A 26,090-nucleotide genomic window follows, 5' to 3' on the forward strand; every position below is an offset into this window, starting at 1 on the left:
GGCAGTGTCGGCGCGAGGTCAGCGCTCCTCGAAAGTAGAATTAGAAATCCAGCCAACCCGATCTTCTCCGACCCGGACGCGGCTCCAACCTCTTCCGGCTTCTACGAGCAAGACCTCGGTTCCGCCCGGCACCACCATTGCGACCGCGAACTGCCTGCCGGGCCCGGACCTCAGATTGACGTCAGTCGTGGTGTATCTCAGCGCATTGCGCGCAGTTCCAGCGTCGATGAGGCTAGTCGGCTCGGTTTTCTCCACATCCGCGACCGCTTCAATCGGCTGGGGAGCGACCGGCAAACGGGATATGTCGGGAGCAGGACCGGTTTCATCTGGCATGCGAGAAGCGGACGGTGCGCTAGAAACAGAGGCCAGCGGGCCAGAAGTTGAACCACCGTTGCTGGATAGTAGCGCGTTCACAAGCAAGCCAGCGCAGGCGAGTAGGCCGATTACAACCAGACCTCTTCCGGTGCGAGCTGCTGGTTGCTTGGTCGGGTGTACCGTTGGCACCCCAACAGTATCGTTCGCGGGCGTTAAAACCGACCCGACAGACCGATGTCGTGACAAGCCCGCAAGCATCCGACGCCCCTCCTCGAAACCGGCTACCACGCCGGTCCTGGAGAACTCTACCAACTCGTTGAGGCCGTTAGCGCTTGTGAGGTACATGGTCTCATACAGGCAGATCGGGATCTGGCGATTGTCCTTGAAGCGTCGATCGGGTCCACCGCTCTTATTCGGATGCTGCCATGTATGGTCTACGATACGGGCGTCGCCGGGCACCCTTTCTGCCTCTATGAACCGGGAATCCTGCCATCTAAGGTTTAAGTCGGAATAGCTCACGGCCCCTAAACGACCACCATCCTGCACAAGCAAGATGTCAGGCATGAAGAAGAGGATCTGCCTCCCGACATGCAATGCGGGAGGGTTCAGATTGCTTTTGACTACACTTGGAAGTTTGAAGGCAAGAGTGGTCGGCTTCCGGCGGACTAGATGGGAGGCACCAGCGTTGCGCTTCCATGCCGTCAGGTTCTCAATAGCACCGCCCGCTTCTATGTGCCATTTGCCAGCACAACCGCTCAGGGCATCGAAGCCTTCGGCAAGTATCGAGTAAGCTGTCTCGGCATCGCTCTCCAAGTCATAGTAGAGGACTGTCGTTCTGCGATACGAGTCCAACCATCGGCCGACCGCCACCGCTACCACGGCAATGCTGGCCCATATCAGAATGCCAAGGCCGCCCAATGCCAGCATAGCAATGATACCGATCGCCGATGAAACCCAAAACAAGGCCACAGACATGCGCACTTGTTGTGCCTTTTCGTTAATCTCGTCGAGTATTTCTGAAAAGGACTCGTCACGCATGTGCATGACATCGCCGGATTCGACTTCGATCATCAGGGGGTCGTCTGTGTTGGCCAAGACGGTCGGGGCAACGGCATCTCTCGAACGACGGCCCGGGCTCCGGCGCTGGCCGGCTCGCCCCAGAGTCGCGCGATAGTAGAGACCTCCTTGCCCCGCATGAATGTAATGCCCGCGGGGGCCCGTTCCAATGCGAAGGCCTTTCACGCCGACAGAGACGCCCAGCCCGGATTTAGAGAAGTTAAATCGGAACGGCCCAGCCGAAACCGATTTCCGAATATAGAATGGCAAATGCGCCCCCGCATCCAGTTTGCGACCGCTACCCCAGCGTAAGTTTAGCACCAGTCTAAAGGCAGTATTTAGCAAGTAAGTAGAACACGCAAGCGACCAGGTATTCGATTAGGAATTGACTGTCTCACTCCCGATTCTAAACATAGGACAACTTCGTCAAATAACCCAATTCGACTCTCACCGACCTCCTCAACATTCGTCATACACCGCCCGGCCCCTGAGACCGTGAGCAGAACGATGTGCGTTAAGGATTGCAGATGTCGAGAAAGCGCGTTCAATGAAGCGGTGTTGCCGGGAGGTGATGCCAAGTGAAAAGCTTGCGGATCCTGCCCGAGGCGCAGTGGATGCGATGGGGCGGAGACATACAGCGATCCACCTCTACGCGTGCAGAGTGCCCGGGGAGCGACTGAGGTGTCAGGGCTTAGAAACAGCGCATATCACACGCTAACGGCGTGATAACAAAGATCGTTTTTGCTGGGAGGTTGTCAGTGAAATGGCGCGCCCGGAACGATTCGAACGTCCGACCCTCAGATTCGTAGTCTGATGCTCTATCCAGCTGAGCTACGGGCGCGCATATATTTCAGTGATGTCTTTCAACATCGTCGCATCACAGGAAGTGATGTAAATGGCGCGCCCGGAACGATTCGAACGTCCGACCCTCAGATTCGTAGTCTGATGCTCTATCCAGCTGAGCTACGGGCGCGCATGCCATTTTTAGTGGCTTCATCTTCTTTAGAACCCCGCGTCTGCGGCGCCCCTCTGAAGATGCGCATTACCTACAGTGCGTTATCGGGATTGGCAAGCAGGGCAGGAAAAATTTCGCTGTGATCGATTAAACTGCCTGTGGATGAATGGGGATAGCAATATCGAAACGCGTGCCAATCGGGGCGTTGGCGAGGGTGAGCCGCCCACCATGCGCCTCAGTGATTTCTCGGGCAATGGCGAGACCCAGTCCCGTGCCCCCTGCCCGCGCAGAACCTTTGAAGGCAACAAAGAGATTATTCTTGGCGCGCTCGGGCAGGCCCGGACCGTTATCACTAACGGAGACAATTATATGAGAGCCCACCACACGAGCATCCACTTGCACCTGATTGTCCGGCGCATCGGCCGCTTGGGTTTCGAGCGCCTCGCGGGCATTCTTTAGGAGATTGACGAGGACGCGTGAGAACTGTCCCCGATCGACAGTCATCGTGAGCTGATCGGGCACGGCATTGATAAAGCTGATGCCCGGATGATTGATGAGGCGCGCTTCAAATGCCGCGTCTTCCGCCAAAGGTCGCAGCTTGGCCGCTTCAAAATTAGGAATAGACTCCGCCTGACGGCCATAATCCAAAACGGACTGCGCAAAGCCGATGGCCTTATCCAGCGTTGTCACAAGTCGCGGCGCGAGACGCTGCACTTTTGGATCGTCGAGCGTCGCCACTTGATCGGAGAGCATTTGGGCGGAGGCCAATGTGTTGCGCAGATCATGATTGATCTTGGCAACAGCCAAGCCAAGGTCGGCCAAATGGCGTCGCTGACGCAGCATGGTGAAGAGTTCGCTTTCCATCGCAGAAAGCTCACGCGCCAAAATCCCGATCTCATCCTTGCGCTTGGTTGGCTTTAAGATGAGCGCGGCATTCTCGGGCGCCTGCCGGAAGCGCAGAATATTATTGGTGAGGCGATAGACCGGCGCGAGGAAGAGCCGACTGACCAAGAGATAAAGAACAAAGGCAGTGACGGCGGCAATGCCGGCTGAGACCAGCGCGATAGAGCGCGAGAAGTCGACGAGATCACGCTGTAGCGGACGCTCGGGCATCAGCAGTTCGACAAGCGTATCGCCCTCATCAGCCGCGCCAATCACGCGCAAGGTGCGGTTCTCTGTCGAGAACAAGATGTCGAGCGCGCCAACAATGGACTGGATTAGGCCATTATCGCGCAGATCGGCCACCACCACGCTGCGCACCTGAGTAGGCTCGGCGTGCTCTATCAGCTGGGAATGCCCTTCGCGGCGGTAAACAATCGCCAAGGCATCCGCCGAATCCAAAAGGCGGTCGGTCAACTCTCGCGGCAAAGCCATCACGTCGGGGACGGCATCGAGAACACGTGTGGCGGTGACGCCGATACGAACGCGATCCTCAAGCCAAGTTGTGCGATAGCTGGCGACAGCGGGCAGATAGATCACGACCGCGACGAGCAGAATCACGCAGGTGATCGTCGTGATCAACTGGTAGGACAGTCCTGAAAAGCGTCGCTTGAGCGCGGTTACCAAGTTTTCCATTCTGACCTAGATATCCCGCAACTGCGCGTTTTCAGCTTACCAAGGCAGGTGCTTTCGTAAGGTGCGCAATTGGACATCTACCCAAGATACGGTTTTGGGCGTGGTTTGGTTCGCCACCAGCCGAATTATGTTTGATAAATAACTTAACTGAGGGCTCGGCAGCTCTCCGAGACGTTGGATTGGCATACCCGCAGCCATTGCCAATGACAGGACACTGCAGATTTCACTCGCCCCTGGGCCAACCGCGCTAACGCCCACAATCGATCCATTGGCGCGCGTAATGATTTTGACGAGCCCACGCGCCTTATCGGCGGCCTGAGCCAGTTCATTCTCGGCCAGATTGGACCGGTAAATTTTGTAACCAGCTTTGGCGATACTCGCTGCATCAGGGACGGTACCGATCTCGATGATGACGGGGTCGGTTCCCACCATGCGGGCCGAACCTTGCCAGCGCCTTGTGGTTTGCCCTTGTATAAGAGAGTCCACAACCGCGCGGCCATGATCGAGTGCCATCTGCCAATGGGGCATGCCAGCCGCATAGCCCACAACCCGCACACGCGGATTGGTGGTTTCGCCCAAAGAGGCAGAAGCGAACAGCGCTTCAAGCCCCGGCAGCGAGCGTACCCGCGCCTTATCGAGGTCGAGACCGTCGCTCTTTGTGTGTCGCGTGCCGGCAATTGCGACATGCGAGAGATCAAGAGATTCTATATCGCCATTAGGATGGGCAACAGTCGCCCCCGTGCCTTGGGTACGAGGATGAATGGACTGCACATAAGCGCCTTCAAAAACGCGTACACCTTCGCGCCGCAAATCGGCGAGGAGAAGATTGACCGTTTCCCGATCAAATCCGGGAAGGGCATCGCCTTGCGGAACCAGGGTGACCATTGAGCCTAGGCGGGCATAAATCTGGGCAATGGTGAACGCCTCACCGGACCCGCCGATAACCAGAAGATGCGAAAGCTTTCGCGTGTTTTCCAGCAAGGCCTCAGGCGTGAGGTAGTCAATTTCGGAAAGGCCTGGAATCGGTGGCACCGTCCATTGCGCGCCCAGAGCCAGAATCGTGTTGCGAGGACGAATCTGCTTTTCGCCGACAACAATGGTGCGCTGGTCCAAGAACTGTACCGGACCTGCGACAAATTCGATGTCGCTGGCCGCAAGGGTATAGGGCGCAACCTGCGCCTTCGCCCCCTCGACAATGCGCGCGGCGCGCTCTTGAACCGCTTTGACACTCACCTTTGCGTCAACCGAGGTGAGCCCCATAGACTGCCCATTGCGCAAAGCGGACACGAGGCCTGCACTGGCGCCTAAAGCTGCCAAATGCAGGTTTAAGTGAGGATTATCGCCCGATTCTGCAGCCTCTCGACTGGCCAGAACGACGTTGGCGCCCAAGCTCTGGGCATATTTGGCTAACGCAATCCCCAGCGCACCAGCGCCAATAATGCACAGCTCAGGTCGAAGAGGTTCAGCCATATCTTCCTAGGCGTATAAGGTTTCTTCACTTATGAGGGTGATTGGTTCGGTTTACAACTGTTGCTGAATTCGCGGCATTAGGCATGAGGCGCGTTGACTTGATGTCAGCTTTTCCCTATAGACCGCACCAGCCTGTAGGTGGGTCTCGTGGGCCTGCCCCAAAGACAATTCCTGCGTTTAGCAGCTAGAATTTAGAGGAACCGTGCGCGAGCGCGGTCTGATGTTATGAAGCGTACATACCAGCCCAGCAAGCTCGTGCGTGCCCGTCGTCACGGTTTCCGTGCACGTATGGCAACCAAGGACGGCCGTGCGATTATCAATCGCCGCCGTGCAGACGGCCGCAAGAAGCTGACCGCCTAAGGATTGGTGGCCGGATGACGGCCGACGATTCTCAGTCGAAAGCTAAATTGCGCCGCCTCAAGCGGCGCACGCAATTTCAAAGAGCTGCCCGGGGCAATCGCGCCGGGCGCTCTGCGTTTGGGATGCAAGTGGTTACCGCCCCGCAGGAGGATGCTGGGGTTGGCTTCACTGTCACCAAAAAAATCGGCAATTCGCCCGAGCGCAACCGCATAAAGCGCCGCTTACGCGCCGCCGCGGATGCTTGCGCGCGTGACTTTCATCCCGGACATGACTATGTGCTTCTGGCGCGACGAGAGGCTATAAGCCTGCCGTTCGCCAAATTGGTTGCCGATCTCGGCTCCCTCATTACCCGCGTGCACGATCCTGAAGCTGAAAAGCGTAAAGGACAGAGCCGCGGCCAACGGAACGCCAGATGATGAATTCTGACAATCGTAATGTGATACTAGCCGTAGTGCTCAGCATGATGGTGCTGCTCGGCTGGCAGATCTTTGTAAACGGGCCCCAGCTCGAGCAGGCACAGCGTCAGGCTGAGATTCGCGCTGCCCAACAGGCGGAAGCGGAAAATCTCGCTATGCCGACCGTGGCTGCCGATGGCACCACACCAGTGGCTGATCCAAACACGCTCGTTTATGCGGACCGCGACACCGCTCTTGCGGCCACTGAGCGCGTCTCGATCGACACGCTCGACCTTGCAGGCTCGATCAACCTGACCGGCGCACGCATCGACGACCTGTCGCTCAAGCAGTATCGCGAAACGGTTGAACCAGATTCTCCTATCATTGCGCTTCTCAAGCCAGCCGGTCTTGAGGACGCCTATTTCATCGAGCAGGGATTTGTTCCGGCCAGCGGTTCGACTGTCGTCGTTCCTGATGGCCAGACCCAGTGGAGTGTAGAAGGCGACGCGGCAACGCTGACCGCCACCACCCCAGTGACCCTTCGTTGGGACAATGGTCAGGGCCTCGTCTTCCGTCGCACCATCGCGCTGGACGACTATTACCTCTTCACCATCACCCAGTCGGTTGAAAATAACGGCGCGGGCGACATCACCCTGTTCCCCTATTCGCGCGTTATCCGTCACGGTAACCCGAAGGTCGCCAATTTCTTCATCCAGCATGAAGGTCCGATCGGCGTTCTGGGCTCGAACAACTATGTTGCGCGCAAGTACCAGGATCTGCACGGCGAGCCACAGGTCGACTTCTCCTCGACCACTGGCTGGCTCGGTATTGCTGACAAGTATTGGGCAACCGCTGTCCTGCCAAAGGCTGGCACCAGCATCAATGCGCGTTTTGCTTACAACCAGCAGAACGGCAAGAACGTCTATCAGTCCAACTATGTTGAGACCCAGCCGGTCGTTATCCCGGCTGGCGCAACCATCAGCCACGAAGCCTATGTCTTCGCTGGCGCTAAGGAAGACCGCGTCATCAGCGCCTATCAGGAACAGTACGGCTTTGACCGTATCGAACTCCTGATCGACTGGGGCTGGTTCCACTTCCTGACCAAGCCAATGCATTGGCTGCTGGTTACCCTCTATGGCGTTCTCGGCAACTTCGGTCTCGCCGTTCTCGCTGTGACCGTTATCGTCAAGGCCCTGTTCTTCCCGCTGGCAAGCCGTTCGTACGCCTCCATGGCTGCAATGCGCCGCGTTCAGCCAGAAATGAAGGCCATCCAGGAACGTCTCAAGGACGACCGTGCTGCCCAGCAGCAGGCGATGATGGAGCTGTACAAGAAGGAAAAGATCAACCCGCTGTCTGGTTGCTGGCCTGTGCTGCTGCAGATTCCGGTGTTCTTCGCCCTCTACACCGTTATCTTTATCTCGCTTGAGATGCGCCACGCGCCATTCTTCGGATGGATTCAGGATTTGGCGGCGCCAGATCCGACCAACATCTTCACCCTGTTTGGTCTCATTCCTTGGGATCCGACTGCGGCTCCACTCATCGGTGGCTTCCTGCACCTTGGCATTTGGCCGGTCATCATGGGCATCACCATGTGGGTCCAGATGAAGCTGAACCCGCCGCCACCAGATCCAACCCAGGCAGCCATCTTCAACTGGATGCCAGTGATCTTCACCTTCATGCTCGGGACCTTCCCAGCTGGTCTGGTGATCTACTGGGCCTGGAACAACACCCTCTCGGTGGCGCAGCAGTGGTTCATCATGAAGCGCCACGGCGTTGAAGTGAACCTGTTCGGCAACATCATCGATAGCTTCAAGCGCAAGCCAAAACCGGCCGCTGAAGTTAAGAAATAAGCCCACGCAACGAAACAATGGGCCCGCCGGTAAACCCGGCGGGCTCTGATATTTAAGGGGATCGACATGACCCAACCAGACTTTTCGCCCCATATCATCGAGCGTGGCCGCCTGATGTTCGCGCGCCCGATTATCTTCACCAAGGGCTGCGTCAGCCTCAATGACCTGCCCGACATGGACCGTGTTGAGATCGCCTTTGCGGGCCGCTCCAACGTCGGTAAGTCGAGCCTGATCAACGCGCTGTGCGGCACCTCGGGCCTGGCACGCACGTCCAATACGCCAGGGCGCACGCAGGAGCTCAATATCTTTGAGAGCCAGAGCGAACCCCTGCGCATCGTCGACATGCCCGGCTATGGCTACGCTAAGGCGCCTGAGCCTAAGGTGAAGGCATGGACCAAGCTGGTTCACCAGTATCTCGTTGGCCGCGCCACCCTGCGCCGTGTTTATGTTCTGGTGGACAGCCGCCACGGCCCCAAGGACAACGACATCTCGGTGATGAACGAGCTTGACCGCGCCGCTGTGAGCTATCAGGTCGTGCTGACCAAGATCGACAAGCCATTGGCCAAGGATCTGGAAGCTGTGATTGCGATGACCAAGGCAGCCATCGCCAAGCGCCCTGCGGCCCACCCAGACGTCATTCTCACCTCCAGTGAGAAGGGTGACGGCATGGAGCACCTGCGCAGCGAAATCGCGCTGCTGCTGGAAAGCTAAAAGCTCTCCCAATAGAAATGCAAAAGGGGCGCCGAAGCGCCCCTTTTTTATGCGGCCCGCCGCCCCATCTTTTGCCCCCCGGACCGCACCTCTGCGATGGTAAAGACCGCAACGATCCGGTCTAGTTCTTCCACCTGGGCTTCGGTCTGTTCGATGGTGGCGTTGGTCTCCTCTACCAAGGCCGCATTGTGTTGCGTGATCTCATCCATTTGCTGCATGGCGACATTAACCTCGCCAATGGCCCGCGACTGCTGCCGTCCCGCCGCAGTGATTTCAGCAATCACCGAAGCGCTTTCGAGGACTGACGCATTCAGCGCGCTAATCCGCTCCCCGATCTGCAACACAATCTGAGTGCCAGAGCGCACTTCACCCGCAGACAAATCAATCAGGTGTTTAATCTCTGCCGACGCCTCGGCGGCAGACTGGGCCAAGCGCCGCACCTCAATTGCGACGACCGCAAAGCCCTTACCCGCCTCCCCGGCTCTAGCGGCTTCAACCGAAGCGTTGAGTGCCAGAAGATTGGTTTGGAATGCGATATCGTCGATCAAACCAATGATTTTAGAAATCTTGGACGAGGACGCAGAAATTTTCTCCATCGCCAGCTTTGCCGTTTCCATAGCCGAGCCACTTTCGACCGCAATGCGTGAAGCATCTTCAGCGGCTCTATTGGCGTCTTCAGCACGCGTGGCATTAGCCTCCACGGTTGTGGCCAATTGCTGGATGGTAGCGGAGGTATGCTCGACCATGCCGGCCTGACGACTGGTGCGCTGCGAGAGATCTTCAGATCCGGCGAGGATTTCCCCGGCGGCCGTTTTCAAACGCGAGGACGTGGACTGTAGATCGCCCATGACGCTGGCCAAACGATTGGCCACAGCATTGGTATTGTCGCGGAGGTCAGCGAAGGCTCCGGTGAACTCGCCATCGACACGCTTAGAGAGATCGGCCCGGGCCAGTGCGGACAGTACAAGGCCGGTGCTGGTGAGACCGCTGTCCATCGCGCCTAAGAGACCGTTGACCTCGATGGCCAGCTGACGGAGGTCCGCCTGCTCGTAATGGGCATCGACCCGGCGGCTCAACTGCCCCTGCATGACCGCGCGAATAGTGTCGCGCAAGTCGGTGGTGAGGTGATTGGCGTCGACCTGTCGCTTGTTTTCTTGGGCAACGTGTTCCTGCTCGGCCGCATAGAGCGCAACCTGCTCGATCAGCGCCGCACGGAAGCGTTCAAAGGCATCGAACATGACGGTCAGCTCGTCATTGGTCGTTTGCTTGGGGATAGCGATCTCGCGATTGCCCGATGTGAGGGCCGCTGTGATGCCAACAAGTGTACGAAGGCGCTGAGCGACTAAGCGCTGGAAAAAGAAGAAAACAGCCGTACAGCCCGCGGCCGCAGAGGCACCCGCCAGAACCAACCAAGCGATGACGCTGGTGTTGCCCTGACGGTAGAGTTCAAACAGCGCACCGCCGCCAAAAACGAGAACAAGTGCACCGAATACCAGAAACACACCCACGAGCTTCTGGGTGATCGAAGACTGCCGCAAACGAGCCATGGTAAATCACTGACGCCACAAGAAATCGCGTCATGCTGAACCATAGTTGGTTAAGCGTTGTTTATCGCAAACTGCTCGCAGCGCTAAAAAAACGCATAATCGTGTGGCGCAGCGCCATGCTATCGGAATTTATCCGCATAGATTGAAGCGCCGTCTCGATAACATCGTCGGTTGCGCGACCACGGCGCATTTCGACCAAGGCCTGCGCGTAACTGTCTTCAAACTCGGGATGAGGCTGAAGTGTCAGGGTCACACCATTCGCATAGGTCAGTCCGGCATTGGGCGCGAAGGGCGAGGAGAGAAACACACGCGCCTCAGTCGGTGGCGTAATGACCTGATCCTGATGCGAGCAAGCAACGTTGATGACGGCGGGCAGCTCACGGGCAAAGGGGAGATCATTGGCAACAGAATAGGTGTGGCGACCAAGGCCCCAGCCTTTTTCTGACTTCCGCACTTCGCCACCTAAGGCGTCAGCGATAATCTGATGACCAAAGCAAATCCCCAGCATGGGGATGTTGCCAGCATAGGCCGAGCGGATGAACGCACGAAGCGGATCGAGCCAATTGTGGTCTTCATAGACCCCAGCAGGCGAGCCGGTGATCAAAATGGCATCAAGCGTCGTCGGATCGGGCAAGGCGTCTGCCGCGCAGGCGTCGATGTCGTCAAAGGTGAAGCCCTCAACGCCGGTCGAGCCAAACATTTTGCGGAACATCTGCGGATAGTCTTCGTGCTCAGCTTGCAGGTGGCTAGGCACGGCGCCGGTCTGAACGATGGTAATTTTCATGCGAGAATAGGCCAATATGAGATCAGCCCGAAAGTAACTGGCTCGCCATCACCCGGCAATGGGTTAGGCGCTCGGCTCAAACCGCATAGCGATACCATTGATGCAATAGCGCAGACCGGTTGGCGCTGGCCCATCTTCAAAGACATGGCCCTGGTGCCCGCCACAATTGCTGCAATGGACCTCGATGCGCATCATGCCAAGCGTCAGGTCCTCCTCGGTGCCGAGTGCGCCGGGGATAAAATCATAAAAGCTCGGCCAGCCGGTTTGGCTGTCATACTTGGTTTCAGAGACGAAGAGGGCCTGGTCACAGCCAGCGCAGTGGAAGACCCCGGCGCGCTTTTCTTCGTTTAATGGCGACGTATAGGGGCGTTCGGTGCCCTTTTTACGCAGAACGATGTAGGCTTTTTGGTCCAGACGATCCCGCCATTCCTCATCGGTCAGGCTGAAGGGGAACTCGCCATCAGCGGCCCAGGCGCCACGCATGGGGAATGCAGCGGCAGAGAGGGCGGCCAGTGACAAAACAAATGATCGGCGTTGCATGCGCGCACTCCCTGATTTGTGGTTACGCTTAGATTTGAGTTCTAGACCATGGTGGTGCCGGGCTGAAGCACTGTCCAGCCCGTCACATGGCTTTGATCGTTAGTTTGCCGGAAGAAGCACGGCATCGACCACGTGGATGACGCCATTGGAGGCGTCGATGTCGGCAGTGGTGACGTTTGCGGAACCACCCGCTGCGTCCGCAATCTTAACGGTCTCGCCATCGAGGCTAAAGCTCAGCTCGCCACCTGCAACAGTTGCCGCCTTGAAGGTACCGCCGTTGTCCTGGATCAGCTTGATGAGGTCAGCGGCATGAATGTCGCCAGCGACCACGTGATAGGTGAGGATGCCAGTCAGCTGATCTTTGTTTTCTGGCTTCAGCAGAGTTTCAACAGTGCCAGCTGGCAGCGCGTCAAAGGCTGCGTTCACTGGCGCGAATACGGTGAATGGGCCTGCGCCATTGAGGGTGTCCACAAGACCAGCGGCCTGAACTGCTGCAACAAGGGTCGAATGATCTGGCGAACCGATAGCGGTTTCAACCACGGTGCTGGTGCTCGCCATCATTGCGTCTTGAGCCGTAACCGACAGGGAGCCAAATGCGAGTACTGCAGCAACCGATAGAGTACGAAGCGTCATCATAGAATGCACCTTCCATTGTCTGGGGCTCCAACCATTGGAGCTGCGACAATTACGGGGAGCGATCTGCACTGGATTGGTTTTTACATGAGCGAGGATCAAAAACCTCATTACAACGAAATATCAATGACTTACGGAATTTTCACGAGACAAAAACGCTTGTTCTGGGCGAAGTTTTTGGTGTGATCCAATCGACCTTGATCACCGTAAAGAACCGATTTTGACACCGAAGATGAGTGTGACTTGCACGTCCAATCGGGCGCCCGCATAGTTGCGCCGCAGTTTCCCCGGAGGACGCATGTCTACAAACACTACGCGAGACGACATAGGCGGGCTCATTCTCCGGGTCGCCTTGCGTGACCGGTCAGCATTCGATCGGCTCTATACCGCAACGGCTGCGAAACTTTTTGGCACCTGCCTACGTGTCTTAAACAACAGAGCCGAAGCTGAGGACGCCTTGCAGGAGGTTTTCGTCAAAATCTGGCTCAAAGCAGATCGCTTTGCGGTGACCGGACAAAGCCCGATGACGTGGCTGATTGCCGTGGCCCGACACCACGCGATTGACCGGTTGCGGGCGCGGCGTGAGGGCCTAGGGCAGATCGATGATGCGGCTTTGGCCGTGAAAGACCCGAGCCCTGACCCCGAAGCGCAAACTGTTGCCGCTGGTGAAGCCACCCAACTTGATGGGTGCTTATCCGAACTGGAAGAGCAAAAGGCCAACGCCCTGCGTGCAGCCTATATGCAAGGCGATAGCTATGCGGATCTCGCGATCCGCTATGCGGTTCCGCTGAACACCATGCGCACATGGCTAAGACGAGGCCTGATGCGACTGAAGGAGTGCTTGGAGCGATGAGCGTGATCAAAGATGACGATCTGCCCGAAGGCGGTGACGATATTCTTGCGGCTGAATTCGCTCTTGGTGTGCTACCCGCGAGCGAACAGGCGATGCTCGCGCGCCGGGTCGAAACCGACGCAGCATTTGCGCAGTCCGTCTACGCCTGGGAAGAGCGCCTAGCCCCGCTCGCCGAGGGTTTTGTGCCCCAGGATGTATCGCCACGTTTGAAGACCGCACTCGACAGGCATCTATTTGGCGTCGCCGGCGCGCCTCAGAGCAAGGGTTTTTGGGGCAGTGTGGCGCTATGGCGCGGCCTTGCCGCTGGTATCGCGGCGGCATTCCTGCTGGCCGTCACTCTACCCATGATGCAGGCACCACCAGCGCCTCAAACCAGCATTATGGCCTCGCTCGCAGCTGAGACAAGCGAAGTGCGCTATATGGCCATTTACGACGCGGGCAGCGGCGAGATCCGGCTCGCCCATCTTGCAGGCGAGCCCGCCCCGGGGCAAGTCTTTGAGCTTTGGGTCGCGGAAGGCGACGCTGCTCCAACCTCGCTGGGTGTCATCCCAGTCGGCGGCGCAGCCCGTATGCCCCTCAATGACAGCGTACGAGCGTTGCTTAACAACCGTGCCCACATGGCGATCAGCGTTGAACCACCGGGGGGATCGCCGACCGGACAACCGACAGGAGACGTTGTCGCATTAGGCGATCTTCTCGAGATCTAACTTTTTTTCCTTACACTTCAGCACCTTACCAGCCCTGCGCAAAACAAAATGCGTGGGGCTGAAACTTATCTGCCGTTGCTCCCGTGTCTGTTTATGTCCCTCAATCCTGAGGCGATCTACACATGGAGGAACGCCATGAACATGATCTCGAAGACCCTTATCGCAGGCTGTTTTGCTCTGACCACTGCCGGTGCAGCACTGGCACAGGACAATCCAGAAGTGGGCGGCGCTGCAATGTTCGCGGACAAGAACATTGTCGAAAACGCCATGAACTCGGCGGACCACACCACGCTCGTGGCCGCTGTTTCCGCAGCAGGTCTGGTGGAAACCCTGCAGGGGGCCGGTCCTTTCACCGTCTTCGCCCCAACCAACGCTGCCTTTGATGCTCTCCCAGCAGGTGCGGTTGAAGATCTGCTGAAGCCAGAAAATAAGGACATGCTCACCAAGGTCCTGACCTGCCACGTGGTTGGTGCCAAGGCCCTCGCTGCGGACGTTATCAAGATGGTTGAAGACGGTAGCGGCAAGCACGTCATCGACACCCTTGGCGGCTGCAAGCTCACCGCCGAAGTTACCGACGGCATGGTCACCCTCACCGATGAAACCGGTGGCACCGCGACCGTCACCATCGCTGATGTGATCCAGTCGAACGGCGTTATCCACGTCATCGACAAAGTGCTGATGCCAGCGAGCTAATCGCTCGCGGCGGGGCCTCGTCGATGCAGTCTCCCTTCTGCACATCGAGGCCCCTACCCGATCCGCAAGTTCGATGACACCGAAAGGAAACCCAAGATGACCGCGCTTAAAACCCTCACTGCAGTACTGCTGCTCACCAGTTTTGCTGCACCCGCAATGGCCGCAAATGTCGTTGGCCTGTCCGGCGAAAACACCCTTCACTGGCTCGACACCAACAGCTGGACTGAAACGGGTTCGATTGATGTCACAGGCGTTGATGGCCGTCTTCTCGGGATCGACGTTCGCCCCGCAGACGGGATGCTTTATGGTGTGTTTGCCGATGGCACGCTCGCCACTATCGACCCCGAAACCGGTGTCGCCACCAAGGTCAGCACTTTGGCGACGAAACTCGCAGATGGCGTCTCAGCGACCGTTGATTTCAATCCAGTTGCCGACAAATTGCGTGTCATGGGCAGCGATGGCACCAGCCTACGCGTCACTGTTGATACCGGTGAAACCGTCACCGATGGTAGCCACAGCTACGCGGACGGTGCGAGCCCAAATGTGATCGCGGGCGCTTACACCAATTCCTACGCCGGCACGGAAAAGACCCAGCTCTTTAACATTGACGGCAAGGCCGGTTGGTTGGTTCTACAAGACCCACCAAATGATGGTGTGTTGAACGCGGTGGGCGAAATTGGCGTCATGCCGACCGAAGCGGGCTTTGACATCGCCTCAGATGGCAAGGGTGGCAATGAAGCCTGGCTGGTGATCGAGGGCAGCTTCCACACGGTTAATCTGGAAACCGGTGCGACCACGGAGGCTGGCAAGATCGACGGCGCAAACGTCCGAGATATCGCTATTATGCCTGCTATGTAAAAATGCTCAGGCTTTAATGCAAAACACCCCGGCGCAAACCGGGGTGTTTTTGTATTCAATTGAGGTTTGGCACTAGACCAGCAGGTTAGACCAAGCCGGGTCAGAAGCGTAGCTTTCCGTCTGGATAGACTGGGCTGCGCGGCCCCAAATGTCGACCGACATAAGGCGCGGGCCATCATTGCCACCCGGATCCTGGAAGAACATGATGACACGGCCATTAGGTGCCCAAGTCGGGCCTTCGGCGTGATAGCCCGAATAGAGCAGGCGTTCGCCCGAGCCATCCGGAGCCATGGTGCCAATGTGGAACTGACCACCGGACTGACGGGTAAAGGCGATGAGATCGCCCTTTGGCGACCACACGGGGGTCGAATAGCTGCCCTGGCCGTAGCTGATACGCTGCGGATTGCCGCCCGAGGCACCCATCATATAGATCTGCGGCGAGCCACCACGATCGCTTTCAAAGACGATCCGGCCACCATCTGGGGAATAGGACGGCGCTGTATCAATCGCTGCGCCAGAGGTCAGCTGCATCGCCTGCCCGCCACCGACGCCAACCGAGTAAATATTGGTTGCGCCCTGCTGCTCAACCGAGAATGCAACCGTGTTGCTATCGGGGGAGAAGCGTGGCGCAAACGTCATCGCGCCAACATTGGCGAGGCGCTGCTGGCGACCTGTCGAAAGCTGCAGCAGGTAAACCTGCGGATTGCCTTCAGCGAAATTCATATAGGTGATGAGATCACCATTGGGCGAGAAGCGCGGGGTGAGCGCCATGTATGAGCCATCGGTCAGATAGCGCACATTGGCACCGTCCTGATCCATCATCGCGAGACGACGGGTACGGTTCGCCTTCGGGCCGCTTTCAGCGACATAGACAACACGGGTATCGAAATAGCCCGAACCGCCGGTCAGCTGCTCATAAACAGCATCCGACACCATGTGGGCGATACGACGCGCCGAGCTTGGATCGGTCGCATAGCTCTTGCCAACGACCTGCGCGCCAGCCTGAACGTCCCAGACGCGGACCATGGAATTGATCTGGCCGCCGCGCTCTACCGAACCCATGACGACGCCGTCGACATTGGCCGTGCGCCAGACGGTGAAGTCCGGCGAGTTGTTCACATCACCAACCTGCACTGGGAGCGAGGCAGGATCGAGCGGCAGGAAAAGACCAGACCGGCGCAAATTGTTGCGCACGATATCGGCGATCTCTTTACCAAAGGCCGGGTCCGAAGACGCGAAATCAGGGATAGCAATCGGCAGCGGCTGGAAGTTAGCGCCTTCGACCACAACACGCAGCTGTGCCAAAGCCATAGGGGCAGTGGCAAGCATGACGCCGCCTGCCAAGCCCAATTTCAGCGCATCGCGCCGCGATAGAAGCGTCATTATTCTCTATCTCCGATCTCGCCTGTTTTGCTGCACTAAGGCTAACAAACGGGCAAATTCAAGGTCACGGTCTTAGTTCAAGTTCAATCGTCCGCCACTCACTGTAGGAGTCTGCGGAAAGCATCGTATAGGGGCCACACTGAATGACAGCGCGCTGAGCGGCGCGCGCCATGGCCTGCCCGGCAGTCGACGGATCAGCCGAAATCACCTGTGGGGTGCCAGCCGGTGAACCGTCCTGGTTCATGTTCACGCGCAGCGTTACATTCATGCCCGAGTTGTAATCGCTCGGCAGCAAATTCCAGCACGCCTTGATCTTGGCAGCAAAGCCGTCAATTGCGGTCTGGCTCAAGCGCGCTGAGGTGCCAGTTGTGTCACCCAAACTTGCCGCTCCACCCTGTCCAGTCGTGCCGCCTGTCGTCGGCGCATTATTGATGATCGAGGAGATATCATCTGGCGGTGGGCGCTCAGATGGCGCTGTCGGTTGGTTTTGGCGTGCAGCAGCGGCAGCGGCTTCGCGCTTCTTGCGCTCTTCCTCTTCCTTGCGCTTACGTTCGGCCTCGGCAGCAGCCTCCTCCTTACGCTTTTCCTCAGCAGCCAAGGCTTGCTGACGAACCTGTGCAAGATCGGTTGGGCGTGATGTCGGCATGGCCACGTTCACCGTTGGCGCCGCAGGAGGAGTTGGCTCCGGCGTCGGCTCTGGTGTTGTCGGCTCTGGTTCTGGCACGGGCTCTGGAACCGGTTCTGGTTCCGGAACAGGCTCTGGGGTCGGCTCAGGCGTAGGCTCAGGCTCTGGTGGCGGCGGTGCAGGCGTTAAGTCCGCAGGACGCGTCTCAGGCAGCGCTGGTGGCGGCGTAGGTTCTGGTGGCGGCGGTGGTTCCACCGGTTCCGGCTCTGGTTCGGGCTCAGGCTCTGGTGCCGTTTCCGGCGCAGGTGCGGTTTCAGTCACTGGCGCAGGCGTGGGAACATCGGCCGGCGACGGGGTCAGCTGATCTTCTTCCGTATTGCCAGTCGGCTGGGCCAACTCTGCCGGTTCTTCGCTATCGGTTACCGATGGCGTGTCGGTTTCCACGACCTCGCTATCCAACACCCCCTTACGGATATTGGAGAAATCTTCGATCGGCACCAAATCAACGGCAATTGACTGCACGCTCGGCTCAAGCCGTTCAGTCATACCCAGATTGACCAGACCCAGCACGAGGACGATCACGTGGGCAGAAACAGAGACAACTAGACCTGTGCGCATGGGCCCGGGCCTATCGCTCACGCTCGGTAACGAGCCCGATCTTGGTATAACCGGCAGCCGACAGCTGGCCCATGACACGCATCACAACGCCATAGTTGGCGGTGGTGTCGCCCTGCAAATAAACGCGGTCCTCAGTGGTCGCTAATCCAGAAAGAGTGGTGATGAGTTCGGCTTCAGCCACAGGCGTCTGATCAACAAAGATCGCGCCTTCCGGCGAGACCGACACGGTGATCGGCTTGGTCTGGTTTGGCATCGATCCTGCAGCGGATTGCGGCAGGTCAACTGGCACGCCAGTGGTCATCATTGGCGCGGCCACCATGAAGATGATCAGCAGCACCAGCATCACGTCCACCATCGGCGTGATGTTGATTTCACTAATAACGGCGCGGCTCTTGCGGCGTCTGCGACGCCCGCCTCCGCCCCCGCCTGAGGAAACACCCATGCCCATATTAGCGGTTCCGTGCTTCGAGCTGGCGCGAGAGGATGGTCGAGAACTCGTCGGCGAAGCCTTCGAGACGGCCAATCATCTTGCCTGCATCAGCGGAGAGCTTGTTGTAGGCGATAACGGCAGGAATAGCGGCAACAAGGCCAATCGCAGTTGCGAACAGCGCTTCCGCAATCGGACCCGCCACAATGGCAAGGCTGGTGTCGGACGAGGCCGCGATATTGGTGAAGGCGTTCATGATGCCCCACACGGTACCGAAAAGACCAATGAATGGGCCCGCAGAACCGACAGTGGCGAGGAAACCGAGGCGCTTTTCGAGGCTATCGCTCTCGCGGGAAATGGCAACATCGAGAACCTTGTCGAGGCGCTGCTGCATGCCAGCAAAGCTCGAGGCGTTCTGCTCGTGGCTGCGCTTCCATTCCTTCATAGCGGCGACAAAGACCGCGCCCATACCACCAGAGGGCTTTTCAGCCTGTTGACGATAGAGTTCTTCGAGGGACTGGCCGGACCAGAATGTGCGTTCAAACGCGTTCATTTCAGCGGCGGCGCGACGATACATCAAAGCCTTTTCGACAATGATCGCCCAGCACCAAACAGATGCCGCGAGCAAGCCAATCATCACGCTTTTGACGACGAAATCGGCAGCCCAGAAGAGGCCCCAGATGGAGAGGTCAGCATGCGGAGCGGCGGCGGTGGCGACTCCAACTGCATCCATGGCTTCCATTAAACGATCCTTTCGGCCGACGAGGCGCGGGTCCACATCGGGCTGCGATGGGGGCCAATTCTGTCAAAATTAAGAGAAATGCTTCGTTTCTCCGGCCGCGAAGCAGCGCGGAGACCGAACTGCGGTCTCTGTTCCTTGGTTATGGTCACCAATGGGTTAACAAAGAGATTCCGGAAAACCCCTTGTGTTCGCTTTGTTATTTATGGAGCGAGGGCGCGAAGCACAGCCGGGAGCCGCGCAGGGCCACCAGAGGTTTTTATTGCGACAACATCAAGTTGAGCGGTTGTGAGCAGCGTATCATCGCAGAAAATCTTCTGCTCAAGCTTGAGACGAGCACCAGTTGCCGCAACAACTTGTGTAGAGACAGACAGCAAATCATCGATGTGAGCGGCGCCGATAAACTCGAGCTGCATTGAACGGACGGCAAAGGCGATGCCCTGCGCCGCCAATTCAGAATGGTGAATACCATTCTCACGCAGGAACTCGGTCCGCGCCCGCTCAAAGAATTTGAGATAGGCCGCGTGATAGACATTCCCCGAAAAGTCAGTGTCCTCGTAGTAAATGCGGACAGGAAAACTATGCGTCGTCATACGCGCTCGTCGTGAATGATGTGGGTCAGGGTGCGGGACCGGGTCCGCAGATAGTTCGGCAACCACGAAGGGAGAAGATTGCGCTTCTCCAGCGCATCCCCTTCAAGGCTCACCCATGAGAATTTGAGCAAATGCCCCTCATCCCAACGCTGGAGCCAAGGGTCATTCCCGTCAGGCCCCTGCCCCGGCAAGGCGACTTCGTAGAAAAAGCCGAGCTCATGAAAATCTTCGCCGACGCGGCGGTAAAAACTCTCAGAGGTGGCCACCAGAGCCCCAACGCGGCCGGGCATATCCAGTTCTTCGGCGATCTCGCGCGATAGCGAAAACTTGCTGTCTTCGCCCAGCTCAATCCGGCCGCCAGGCAGCATGGCATAGTCATCATCATCTTCGCTGCAAATCAGGACGTGATTATCGACCACAATGATCCCGGCAACGCGGAAGTTGAACCGCTGAGAACCGATGGGAAAGCTGATGATATGCCGTTCATTCACTCTTCGGGTTCCTCAAACAGGGTCGACTGTATGCCCACAAAGCCTTGCGGCACACCGCGTCCCATATGTTGGAACGCGATTGAGGTGAGCATGCGCCCGCGCGGTGTGCGCTGAATAAAGCCTTGCTGCAAGAGGTAAGGCTCGACGATTTCTTCAATCGCATCGCGCGGCTCGGAGAGCGCAGCGGCAATCGTTTCGATACCGACGGGACCGCCATTGTAGAAATCGGCAATGGTTGTGAGATAACGGCGGTCGAGCTGATCAAGACCCCGGCTATCGACGTCGAGACGCAAGAGTGCAGCGTCGGCAATCTGGCGTGTCACTTCATGAGCGCCGCCGACCATGGCAAAATCGATGACGCGACGGAGCAGGCGTCCGGCGATACGCGGGGTGCCGCGCGAGCGACGCGCGACTTCCATGGCGCCATCGGGCGACATTGGCATGCCGAGAAGGCGCGCCCCACGCGTGACGATTTTGACCAGCTCTTCAGGCGTATAGAAATTGAGACGAACCGGTATGCCGAAACGATCGCGTAGTGGCGTGGTGAGTAGGCCCGCACGTGTGGTTGCACCAACCAGCGTGAACTTGGCCAGATCGATACGAACCGAACGCGCCGCAGGCCCTTCCCCGATGATCAGATCGAGCTGGAAGTCTTCCATAGCGGGATAGAGAACTTCTTCGATGGCGGGATTGAGACGATGGATTTCGTCGATGAAAAGCACGTCGCGCTCTTCAAGATTGGTCAGCAGCGCCGCAAGATCCCCCGCCTTGGCGATCACCGGGCCCGAGGTCGCGCGAAAACCCACGCCCAATTCCTTGGAAATAATCTGCGCGAGCGTCGTTTTGCCGAGGCCGGGCGGGCCAACAAACAAAACGTGGTCCAGCGCCGAACCGCGCTGTTTTGCGGCCTGAATGAACACTTCCAGATTGGCGCGCGCCGCCGCCTGTCCGACGAAGTCAGAAAAGCCTGACGGGCGCAACGACACATCGAGATTTTCGTCGCGACCGGTGGAAGGGTTGGTAATTGAGGGCACGCGCAAGCTTACTTTATGTTGCGGACCGGAACACAGGACGACCTTGTCGCCTGCTTGTTCTTGAGGTCCGGATTGGATCTTGTATTGCGAAAATGCAATTTCGTTAGGTAGTCAAGTCGCGCTTCGCACGACCAGCGCGGCAAGGGGTTATTCAAATCGTGGAAATAATAGGGCTTTGACGTCCCATCCGCTTCCACAAACCAAATCGCCACAGCGACAGCTTCATTTTGGTCGGCCTGGGCCGCCGTTACAGAGCTCGCCGCGCCGAGCATAACCAGTGCCACACATGCAGACTGAAGTTTCGTTGCCAAAATCACTCTCCCCCAATTTGAAGAGAGCTTAACTGCTGAGCTCGCGAAGTCCCAGACGAATAAGCTTTTCGGTTGCGGTATCGTCGCCTTCCTTTTGCACCACGCGCGCCACGGCAGCAGACGCCTGCTGGCTGGAATAGCCCAAATTGGTCAGCGCCGACACGGCATCGGAAATATTGGTTGCGGCAACGCCCTCGCCAAGCGCGGCCTGCAAGCCCAGAGTGCCAGCATCGACAGCGCCAATGGCTGGAACCTTGCCCTTAAGTTCGGTCACAACACGCAGAGCCAGTTTGGGGCCCACACCATTGGCGCGCCCGATCATGGCCTTATCTTGCAGAGCCACAGCGCTCGAGAGTTCAGACGGCGTGAGGATTGACAGAATGGCCAAGGCCACGCGTGCACCCACGCCCTGCACTGAGGTGAGAAGATTGAACCAGCTCTTTTCGGCTTCGGTGGCAAAGCCATAAAGCCGGATCATGTCCTCGCGCACGATGGTCTCGATAAAGACCACACCAGCTTGGCCAACACTGGGTAATGACTGCAGCGTGCGGCCCGAACAGAACACTTGGTAGCAGACGCCACCGCAATCGATCAGGGCGTAATCATCACCAAAACTATCGACCAGACCTTTAAGCTTGCCGATCATGCATAGGCTCCCATGCGCATCGCTGAAACACGGTGATGGGCATGGCAAATCGCAATCGCCAAAGCGTCGGCTGCGTCCGCGCCCTTAAAAACAGCTGTCGGCATCAGTGTTTTGACCATGAGGCCAATCTGCGCCTTATCCGCGTGGCCCGTGCCGACAACGGATTTCTTGATGAGATTGGCGGCATATTCTGCCACGGGCAGACCGCGCAAAGCAGGCGTCACCAAAACAACGCCGCGCGCTTGGCCAAGGATAAGCGCTGAGCGAGCGCCCGCACTCACGAATGTCTCTTCCACTGCGGCTTCATCAGGCTGATGAGCGTCCAAAACGCCATTTAGCCCTTCGGACAAAAATGCCAGCCGCGAGGCCAGTTCGCCTGTTGTCGGAGGGGTAATCGTACCACCAGCGACAAAGCGCAACCGATTATCCTGCGCCTCGATAACGCCCCAGCCACAACGGCGGATGCCAGGGTCGATGCCGATGATTCGAACGGGAGTGCTCATGGATTACCTTGTAGTCAGCTTCGCGCAGCCTACCAAGGCCAAAGTGAACAAATTGGCAACAAACGATATACCAGTGGATGAATAAAGCTTTAACAATTCGGGCAAGCATTAATTGAGAAAGCCTCGCCTAGCGTCACGCGCATGCTTTTGGGGGCAAACGGCATGGACACGCAGCGCGTTACCAACTGGCGACTTTCAGCTATTTTATATGCACGACAACGCTTCAAACGCGTTGCAAGCCACAGGAAAGCGGGGCCATTTCATAGCTGGTCGAGCGTAACCCGTTGGAGCATTTTCGGCCCGGTTTGCTGCGTGGTCGTTTCGTGGATTGTGGTGGCTGTGTTCTTCTCGAGCGCAGAGCTCACATCCGATCTTTCGATCCGCCTGTTTGGCGCGGCGACCCTCTCCCCGCTGCTGGTCGGTCTGCCCTTATTCTACTTGTTCACAATGCGAATGCGCCAGCTGGCGGTCGAAAACCTTCGACTGGCGCGCTTGGCCAATACCGATAGCCTCACCGGCTGCCTGAACCGAGGTGCGTTCACGGAGCTAACGCAGGAGTTTCTCAGTGACCGCGAAGGCACGCCCAGTGGTGCCCTTCTCGTTATTGACGCAGATAATTTTAAAGCGATCAACGATGCCCATGGTCATGATCAGGGGGACATTGCCCTGACCCTCATTGCGGCGACGCTGCGCCGTATTGTGCGCACCGGCGCGCTGGTCGGGCGGTTGGGCGGCGAGGAATTTGGCGTTTACTTACCGGGCGCCAATCGCATGAGCGCCTTTCTGGTGGCAGAACGCATTCGCCGCGGCATCCGCAGGGCGAGCTTTTCACCGCGAGGCGTGCCCTATCCGCTCAGCGTGAGTATTGGGGGCGCAAGTTTCGCCGCACCAATCAGTTTTTCAGAACTGTTCCGCTGTGCTGATCAGGGGCTCTATGCGGCCAAAAAGGCCGGGCGCAATATGGTGGAAGTAGCGGCCGTTTCTTTGCCCCCGGCCCCTGTGCGCCGCGCATAAAAAAATCCCCGCGCGAGGCGGGGATTTCAAACTCGAAATGCTGCTCAATTAGACGAGCTTGGCAGCGTCTTCTTCGCTCATGTCAAAGTTAGAGTAGACGTTCTGAACGTCGTCATCTTCTTCGAGGGTCGCGATCAGCTTCATCAGGGTTGCACCCTTTTCAGCGTCAATCGGCGTACGGTTCTGAGGCTTCCAGACGGCCTTGACCGATTCAGCTTCGCCCAACACCTGCTCAAGCGCGGCCGAGACTTCGGCCATGCCTTCAAAGCTGGTGTAGATGTAGTGGCCTTCGTCGTCGCTCTCAACGTCATCGGCACCGGCCTCAATCGCCGCTTCCATGACCTTGTCTTCCGAACCGACTGCAGCCGGGTAGGTGATTTCGCCAACGCGATCGAACATGAAGCCGACCGAACCGGTTTCACCCAAGGCGCCACCGTTCTTGGAGAAGTACGAACGAACGTTCGAGGCCGTGCGGTTGCGGTTGTCAGTCAGCGCTTCAACGATGACGGCAACACCACCCGGGCCGTAGCCTTCATAGCGGATTTCGTCATAGTTCTCAGCGTCGCCACCGGACGCCTTTTTCACTGCGCGTTCGATATTGTCTTTTGGCATCGACTGCGAGCGCGCATTGGTGATGGCCAAACGCAGACGTGGGTTAAACGCTGGGTCAGGCTGACCCATCTTGGCCGCCACGGTGATTTCGCGGGCGAGCTTCGAAAAGATCTTAGAGCGAATAGCATCGCTCTTGCCCTTGCGGTGCATAATGTTCTTGGCGTGGGAATGGCCAGCCATTCGTTACCTCGGCGAGAATTTGTAAAATCGGGCTGCTTATAGGGCCCGCGAGGGCAAAAATAAAGCGCCCGCCCCCGGTGTCACGGCAGCGAGCGCAGGTTTTTTAGGCCAAAAACAGTTTAGCCGGGGTCCTGCCTGTTCCAGATCGAATGATCGATCTTGCCATCGAGCTCAGGATAATCCGAGGCCTGGAAGGTTGGCACCTTCCCCGCCTTACGCTGATCAACATAGTCCTTGGTCAGTTTTGCAACCGTGCCGGAGAGCAGAACAATGGCGATCAAATTGATCGTCGCCATCAGCCCCATGGACGCGTCGGCCGCATTAAAGACCGTCGCCACGGTTTCAACAGAGCCCCAGATCACCATGCCCATAGCGGCCAAGCGCAGAACTGTAAGCGCAGGGAAATTGCCCAGCTTGAGGAAGGTCATGGCATTTTCGGCATAGGTGTAATTGCCGATGATGGAGGTGAAGGCGAAAAAGAAGATCGCAATGGCGATAAAGGCATTGCCGAACCCACCGATGTGAACAGTCATGGCGGCCTGGGTCAGCGGAGTGCCAGTCAACTCGCTGCCCGGAACCATAACCCCGGAAAGCAGAATAAGCAGCGCAGTTGCAGTACACACCAGAATGGTATCGATGAATACGCCCAGCGCCTGCACGAAGCCCTGCGATGAAGGGTGGTGTGGGTCAGGCGTTGCAACTGCGGCGATATTGGGCGCAGAGCCCATGCCGGCCTCGTTGGAAAAAAGACCACGCTTCACACCGTTGAGCATCGCGCCCGCGATCCCGCCACCAGCAGCTTCAAGACCGAACGCGCTGCGGACAATGAGGCCGAGCATGTCTGGCACCTCGGTGATGTGCATGGCCACGACCCAAAGCGCAACCAGAAGGTAGATACCGGCCATGATCGGCACGACCACTTGCGACACATAAGCGACGCCGCGAATACCGCCGAAAATCACGATGCCGGTCAGCACAGCCAGAGCAATGCCGACCCAGAGCTTATCGAAGCCGAATGCGCCCGCGGCAGCATCGGCGATTGAGTTGGCTTGAACGGCATTAAAGACCAGACCAAAGGCGAGGATCAGGCAGACCGAAAACAGAGCACCGGCCCACGGAGCTTTGAGGCCACGCGCGATATAAAACGCGGGCCCACCGCGATAATCGCCGTTTTGGTTTTTGATTTTATAGAGCTGAGCGAGCGTCGATTCAGAATAGGCCGTGGCCATGCCGAGGAGCGCAACCACCCACATCCAAAAGATAGCGCCGGGACCGCCAAGATAAAGAGCCACCGCGACACCGGCGAGGTTCCCCGTGCCAACACGGGATGCCAGTGAGGTGCAGAGCGCCTGAAAGGGTGTGATCCCGGCTTTGTCGTTGGCCTTTGAACCGACAACCGCTCGAAACATCTCACCGAAATGGAGAAACTGCACGAACCGGAGGCGGATCGTGAAGAATAAACCAACGGCAATAAGGCCATAAACGAGGACATAGCCCCAGAATATGTCGTTCAGAAAATTGATGATGGGATCAAGCATATACCCATTTCCCCCGTTAACGAGCCGCTGGTTAAAGCCGGACACAATCATCGAGGTAACGAGAACAGCGACTC

At 57.8% G+C, this 26,090-nt stretch carries 28 protein-coding genes, 2 tRNA genes and 1 pseudogene; 9 read left to right on the forward strand and 22 right to left on the reverse strand.

What is annotated here, in order from left to right:
- Positions 1-18: 18 nt before the first annotated feature.
- From JHL21_RS09140 to JHL21_RS09160, 6 genes and pseudogenes are all read right to left on the reverse strand, one after another.
- Entirely contained in the window at positions 19-1,386 is a 1,368-nt protein-coding gene (locus JHL21_RS09140) for an SH3 domain-containing protein (protein WP_254082015.1), read from the reverse strand.
- Positions 1,387-1,494: 108 nt separating this feature from the next.
- Positions 1,495-1,692 (reverse strand): annotated as a pseudogene (locus JHL21_RS17715) (DUF4236 domain-containing protein); the annotation flags it as partial.
- Between the two features lie 443 nt (positions 1,693-2,135).
- A tRNA-Arg gene (locus JHL21_RS09145) sits at positions 2,136-2,212 on the reverse strand.
- A 55-nt stretch (positions 2,213-2,267) separates the two neighbouring features.
- Positions 2,268-2,344, reverse strand: a tRNA-Arg gene (locus JHL21_RS09150).
- A gap of 129 nt (positions 2,345-2,473) precedes the next feature.
- On the reverse strand, positions 2,474-3,901 hold the full coding sequence (locus JHL21_RS09155; RefSeq protein ID WP_200213104.1) for a PAS domain-containing sensor histidine kinase: 1,428 nt from the start codon (positions 3,899-3,901) through the stop codon (positions 2,474-2,476).
- Between the two features lie 36 nt (positions 3,902-3,937).
- The gene (locus tag JHL21_RS09160) at positions 3,938-5,371 is read right to left on the reverse strand and encodes an FAD-dependent oxidoreductase (protein ID WP_200213105.1); all 1,434 of its coding nucleotides are present in this window, start codon (positions 5,369-5,371) and stop codon (positions 3,938-3,940) included.
- A 225-nt stretch (positions 5,372-5,596) separates the two neighbouring features.
- Between JHL21_RS09160 and rpmH the strand changes: the two genes are divergently transcribed.
- The 4 genes from rpmH (at position 5,597) to yihA (ending at position 8,687) form a co-directional block, all read left to right on the forward strand.
- Positions 5,597-5,731: a 50S ribosomal protein L34 gene (gene rpmH, locus JHL21_RS09165; RefSeq protein WP_169195983.1), complete on the forward strand. Its 135-nt coding sequence runs from the start codon at positions 5,597-5,599 to the stop codon at positions 5,729-5,731.
- A gap of 14 nt (positions 5,732-5,745) precedes the next feature.
- Positions 5,746-6,147, forward strand: a complete 402-nt coding sequence (gene rnpA, locus JHL21_RS09170; protein ID WP_169195984.1) for a ribonuclease P protein component — start codon at positions 5,746-5,748, stop codon at positions 6,145-6,147.
- Positions 6,147-7,976: a membrane protein insertase YidC gene (gene yidC / locus JHL21_RS09175; RefSeq protein ID WP_182396032.1), complete on the forward strand. Its 1,830-nt coding sequence runs from the start codon at positions 6,147-6,149 to the stop codon at positions 7,974-7,976. The genes rnpA and yidC overlap by 1 nt, the downstream gene beginning before the upstream one ends.
- A 66-nt stretch (positions 7,977-8,042) precedes the next feature.
- On the forward strand, positions 8,043-8,687 hold the full coding sequence (gene yihA, locus JHL21_RS09180) for a ribosome biogenesis GTP-binding protein YihA/YsxC (protein WP_199532062.1): 645 nt from the start codon (positions 8,043-8,045) through the stop codon (positions 8,685-8,687).
- 47 nt (positions 8,688-8,734) lie between these two features.
- On the opposite strand, the gene JHL21_RS09185 is transcribed toward yihA, so the two are convergent.
- The 4 genes from JHL21_RS09185 to JHL21_RS09200 all read right to left on the reverse strand — a co-directional run bounded on the left by JHL21_RS09185 (position 8,735) and on the right by JHL21_RS09200 (position 12,194).
- Complete coding sequence (locus JHL21_RS09185; RefSeq protein WP_200213106.1) at positions 8,735-10,234, reverse strand: methyl-accepting chemotaxis protein; 1,500 nt, start codon at positions 10,232-10,234, stop codon at positions 8,735-8,737.
- Between the two features lie 61 nt (positions 10,235-10,295).
- Positions 10,296-11,018, reverse strand: a complete 723-nt coding sequence (locus tag JHL21_RS09190; protein WP_200213108.1) for a type 1 glutamine amidotransferase — start codon at positions 11,016-11,018, stop codon at positions 10,296-10,298.
- 63 nt (positions 11,019-11,081) lie between these two features.
- Positions 11,082-11,501, reverse strand: a complete 420-nt coding sequence (msrB, locus tag JHL21_RS09195) for a peptide-methionine (R)-S-oxide reductase MsrB (protein ID WP_254082016.1) — start codon at positions 11,499-11,501, stop codon at positions 11,082-11,084.
- 156 nt (positions 11,502-11,657) lie between these two features.
- The gene (locus JHL21_RS09200; protein ID WP_200213110.1) at positions 11,658-12,194 is read right to left on the reverse strand and encodes a fasciclin domain-containing protein; all 537 of its coding nucleotides are present in this window, start codon (positions 12,192-12,194) and stop codon (positions 11,658-11,660) included.
- Positions 12,195-12,489: 295 nt separating this feature from the next.
- Between JHL21_RS09200 and JHL21_RS09205 the strand changes: the two genes are divergently transcribed.
- The 4 genes from JHL21_RS09205 to JHL21_RS09220 all read left to right on the forward strand — a co-directional run bounded on the left by JHL21_RS09205 (position 12,490) and on the right by JHL21_RS09220 (position 15,302).
- Entirely contained in the window at positions 12,490-13,044 is a 555-nt protein-coding gene (locus JHL21_RS09205; RefSeq protein ID WP_200213111.1) for a sigma-70 family RNA polymerase sigma factor, read from the forward strand.
- Positions 13,041-13,751: an anti-sigma factor gene (locus tag JHL21_RS09210; RefSeq protein ID WP_200213113.1), complete on the forward strand. Its 711-nt coding sequence runs from the start codon at positions 13,041-13,043 to the stop codon at positions 13,749-13,751. Before JHL21_RS09205 ends, JHL21_RS09210 begins: the two co-directional genes overlap by 4 nt.
- A gap of 135 nt (positions 13,752-13,886) precedes the next feature.
- Positions 13,887-14,444 carry a fasciclin domain-containing protein gene (locus JHL21_RS09215; RefSeq protein ID WP_169195991.1) on the forward strand — a complete coding sequence of 186 codons (558 nt, stop codon included), beginning with the start codon at positions 13,887-13,889 and terminating at the stop codon, positions 14,442-14,444.
- Positions 14,445-14,540: 96 nt separating this feature from the next.
- Complete coding sequence (locus JHL21_RS09220; RefSeq protein ID WP_200213114.1) at positions 14,541-15,302, forward strand: DUF4394 domain-containing protein; 762 nt, start codon at positions 14,541-14,543, stop codon at positions 15,300-15,302.
- Between the two features lie 72 nt (positions 15,303-15,374).
- Here JHL21_RS09220 and tolB read toward each other — a convergent pair whose 3' ends face one another.
- The 10 genes from tolB to ruvC all read right to left on the reverse strand — a co-directional run bounded on the left by tolB (position 15,375) and on the right by ruvC (position 22,672).
- Positions 15,375-16,685: a Tol-Pal system beta propeller repeat protein TolB gene (gene tolB, locus JHL21_RS09225; RefSeq protein ID WP_199532054.1), complete on the reverse strand. Its 1,311-nt coding sequence runs from the start codon at positions 16,683-16,685 to the stop codon at positions 15,375-15,377.
- 64 nt (positions 16,686-16,749) lie between these two features.
- Positions 16,750-17,928, reverse strand: a complete 1,179-nt coding sequence (locus tag JHL21_RS09230) for a hypothetical protein (RefSeq protein WP_200213115.1) — start codon at positions 17,926-17,928, stop codon at positions 16,750-16,752.
- 10 nt (positions 17,929-17,938) lie between these two features.
- A complete protein-coding gene (locus tag JHL21_RS09235; protein WP_169195994.1) occupies positions 17,939-18,376 on the reverse strand; it encodes an ExbD/TolR family protein in 438 nt (145 codons plus the stop codon).
- A 1-nt stretch (position 18,377) separates the two neighbouring features.
- On the reverse strand, positions 18,378-19,088 hold the full coding sequence (gene tolQ / locus JHL21_RS09240) for a protein TolQ (RefSeq protein WP_200213375.1): 711 nt from the start codon (positions 19,086-19,088) through the stop codon (positions 18,378-18,380).
- Positions 19,089-19,297: 209 nt separating this feature from the next.
- Positions 19,298-19,687 (reverse strand): tol-pal system-associated acyl-CoA thioesterase, encoded by a 390-nt coding sequence (gene ybgC / locus JHL21_RS09245; protein ID WP_169195995.1) that lies wholly within the window; start codon positions 19,685-19,687, stop codon positions 19,298-19,300.
- A complete protein-coding gene (locus JHL21_RS09250) occupies positions 19,684-20,178 on the reverse strand; it encodes an NUDIX domain-containing protein (RefSeq protein ID WP_199532050.1) in 495 nt (164 codons plus the stop codon). The genes ybgC and JHL21_RS09250 overlap by 4 nt, the downstream gene beginning before the upstream one ends.
- Positions 20,175-21,212, reverse strand: coding sequence for a Holliday junction branch migration DNA helicase RuvB (gene ruvB / locus JHL21_RS09255; RefSeq protein WP_200213116.1), 1,038 nt, complete (start codon positions 21,210-21,212; stop codon positions 20,175-20,177). Before ruvB ends, JHL21_RS09250 begins: the two co-directional genes overlap by 4 nt.
- Before the next feature lie 8 nt (positions 21,213-21,220).
- Complete coding sequence (locus tag JHL21_RS09260) at positions 21,221-21,523, reverse strand: hypothetical protein (RefSeq protein WP_200213117.1); 303 nt, start codon at positions 21,521-21,523, stop codon at positions 21,221-21,223.
- Between the two features lie 28 nt (positions 21,524-21,551).
- On the reverse strand, positions 21,552-22,169 hold the full coding sequence (gene ruvA, locus JHL21_RS09265; RefSeq protein ID WP_169195999.1) for a Holliday junction branch migration protein RuvA: 618 nt from the start codon (positions 22,167-22,169) through the stop codon (positions 21,552-21,554).
- Positions 22,166-22,672 carry a crossover junction endodeoxyribonuclease RuvC gene (gene ruvC, locus JHL21_RS09270; RefSeq protein ID WP_169196000.1) on the reverse strand — a complete coding sequence of 169 codons (507 nt, stop codon included), beginning with the start codon at positions 22,670-22,672 and terminating at the stop codon, positions 22,166-22,168. The genes ruvA and ruvC overlap by 4 nt, the downstream gene beginning before the upstream one ends.
- Before the next feature lie 312 nt (positions 22,673-22,984).
- Here ruvC and JHL21_RS09275 point away from each other — a divergent pair, with 312 nt between their 5' ends.
- Complete coding sequence (locus JHL21_RS09275) at positions 22,985-23,686, forward strand: GGDEF domain-containing protein (RefSeq protein ID WP_200213118.1); 702 nt, start codon at positions 22,985-22,987, stop codon at positions 23,684-23,686.
- Positions 23,687-23,734: 48 nt separating this feature from the next.
- On the opposite strand, the gene JHL21_RS09280 is transcribed toward JHL21_RS09275, so the two are convergent.
- Positions 23,735-24,478 (reverse strand): YebC/PmpR family DNA-binding transcriptional regulator, encoded by a 744-nt coding sequence (locus tag JHL21_RS09280; RefSeq protein WP_200213120.1) that lies wholly within the window; start codon positions 24,476-24,478, stop codon positions 23,735-23,737.
- Positions 24,479-24,597: 119 nt separating this feature from the next.
- Entirely contained in the window at positions 24,598-26,016 is a 1,419-nt protein-coding gene (locus JHL21_RS09285; protein ID WP_200213121.1) for a sodium:alanine symporter family protein, read from the reverse strand.
- Between the last annotated feature and the right edge of the window lie 74 nt (positions 26,017-26,090).

It is taken from the genome of Devosia sp. WQ 349K1 (genome assembly GCF_016595685.1).
Classification (GTDB): domain Bacteria; phylum Pseudomonadota; class Alphaproteobacteria; order Rhizobiales; family Devosiaceae; genus Devosia.

Bases quoted from the DNA above. Each gene is read 5' to 3' on its own strand.
- JHL21_RS09140 (WP_254082015.1), bottom strand. From the start codon at position 1,386: ATGATCGAAGTCGAATCCGGCGATGTCATGCACATGCGTGACGAGTCC.
- JHL21_RS09155 (WP_200213104.1), bottom strand. From the start codon at position 3,901: ATGGAAAACTTGGTAACCGCGCTCAAGCGACGCTTTTCAGGACTGTCC.
- JHL21_RS09160 (WP_200213105.1), bottom strand. From the start codon at position 5,371: ATGGCTGAACCTCTTCGACCTGAGCTGTGCATTATTGGCGCTGGTGCG.
- rpmH (WP_169195983.1), top strand. From the start codon at position 5,597: ATGAAGCGTACATACCAGCCCAGCAAGCTCGTGCGTGCCCGTCGTCAC.
- rnpA (WP_169195984.1), top strand. From the start codon at position 5,746: ATGACGGCCGACGATTCTCAGTCGAAAGCTAAATTGCGCCGCCTCAAG.
- yidC (WP_182396032.1), top strand. From the start codon at position 6,147: ATGAATTCTGACAATCGTAATGTGATACTAGCCGTAGTGCTCAGCATG.
- yihA (WP_199532062.1), top strand. From the start codon at position 8,043: ATGACCCAACCAGACTTTTCGCCCCATATCATCGAGCGTGGCCGCCTG.
- JHL21_RS09185 (WP_200213106.1), bottom strand. From the start codon at position 10,234: ATGGCTCGTTTGCGGCAGTCTTCGATCACCCAGAAGCTCGTGGGTGTG.
- JHL21_RS09190 (WP_200213108.1), bottom strand. From the start codon at position 11,018: ATGAAAATTACCATCGTTCAGACCGGCGCCGTGCCTAGCCACCTGCAA.
- msrB (WP_254082016.1), bottom strand. From the start codon at position 11,501: ATGCGTGGCGCCTGGGCCGCTGATGGCGAGTTCCCCTTCAGCCTGACC.
- JHL21_RS09200 (WP_200213110.1), bottom strand. From the start codon at position 12,194: ATGATGACGCTTCGTACTCTATCGGTTGCTGCAGTACTCGCATTTGGC.
- JHL21_RS09205 (WP_200213111.1), top strand. From the start codon at position 12,490: ATGTCTACAAACACTACGCGAGACGACATAGGCGGGCTCATTCTCCGG.
- JHL21_RS09210 (WP_200213113.1), top strand. From the start codon at position 13,041: ATGAGCGTGATCAAAGATGACGATCTGCCCGAAGGCGGTGACGATATT.
- JHL21_RS09215 (WP_169195991.1), top strand. From the start codon at position 13,887: ATGAACATGATCTCGAAGACCCTTATCGCAGGCTGTTTTGCTCTGACC.
- JHL21_RS09220 (WP_200213114.1), top strand. From the start codon at position 14,541: ATGACCGCGCTTAAAACCCTCACTGCAGTACTGCTGCTCACCAGTTTT.
- tolB (WP_199532054.1), bottom strand. From the start codon at position 16,685: ATGACGCTTCTATCGCGGCGCGATGCGCTGAAATTGGGCTTGGCAGGC.
- JHL21_RS09230 (WP_200213115.1), bottom strand. From the start codon at position 17,928: ATGCGCACAGGTCTAGTTGTCTCTGTTTCTGCCCACGTGATCGTCCTC.
- JHL21_RS09235 (WP_169195994.1), bottom strand. From the start codon at position 18,376: ATGGGCATGGGTGTTTCCTCAGGCGGGGGCGGAGGCGGGCGTCGCAGA.
- tolQ (WP_200213375.1), bottom strand. From the start codon at position 19,088: ATGGATGCAGTTGGAGTCGCCACCGCCGCCGCTCCGCATGCTGACCTC.
- ybgC (WP_169195995.1), bottom strand. From the start codon at position 19,687: ATGACGACGCATAGTTTTCCTGTCCGCATTTACTACGAGGACACTGAC.
- ruvA (WP_169195999.1), bottom strand. From the start codon at position 22,169: ATGATCGGCAAGCTTAAAGGTCTGGTCGATAGTTTTGGTGATGATTAC.
- ruvC (WP_169196000.1), bottom strand. From the start codon at position 22,672: ATGAGCACTCCCGTTCGAATCATCGGCATCGACCCTGGCATCCGCCGT.
- JHL21_RS09280 (WP_200213120.1), bottom strand. From the start codon at position 24,478: ATGGCTGGCCATTCCCACGCCAAGAACATTATGCACCGCAAGGGCAAG.
- JHL21_RS09285 (WP_200213121.1), bottom strand. From the start codon at position 26,016: ATGCTTGATCCCATCATCAATTTTCTGAACGACATATTCTGGGGCTAT.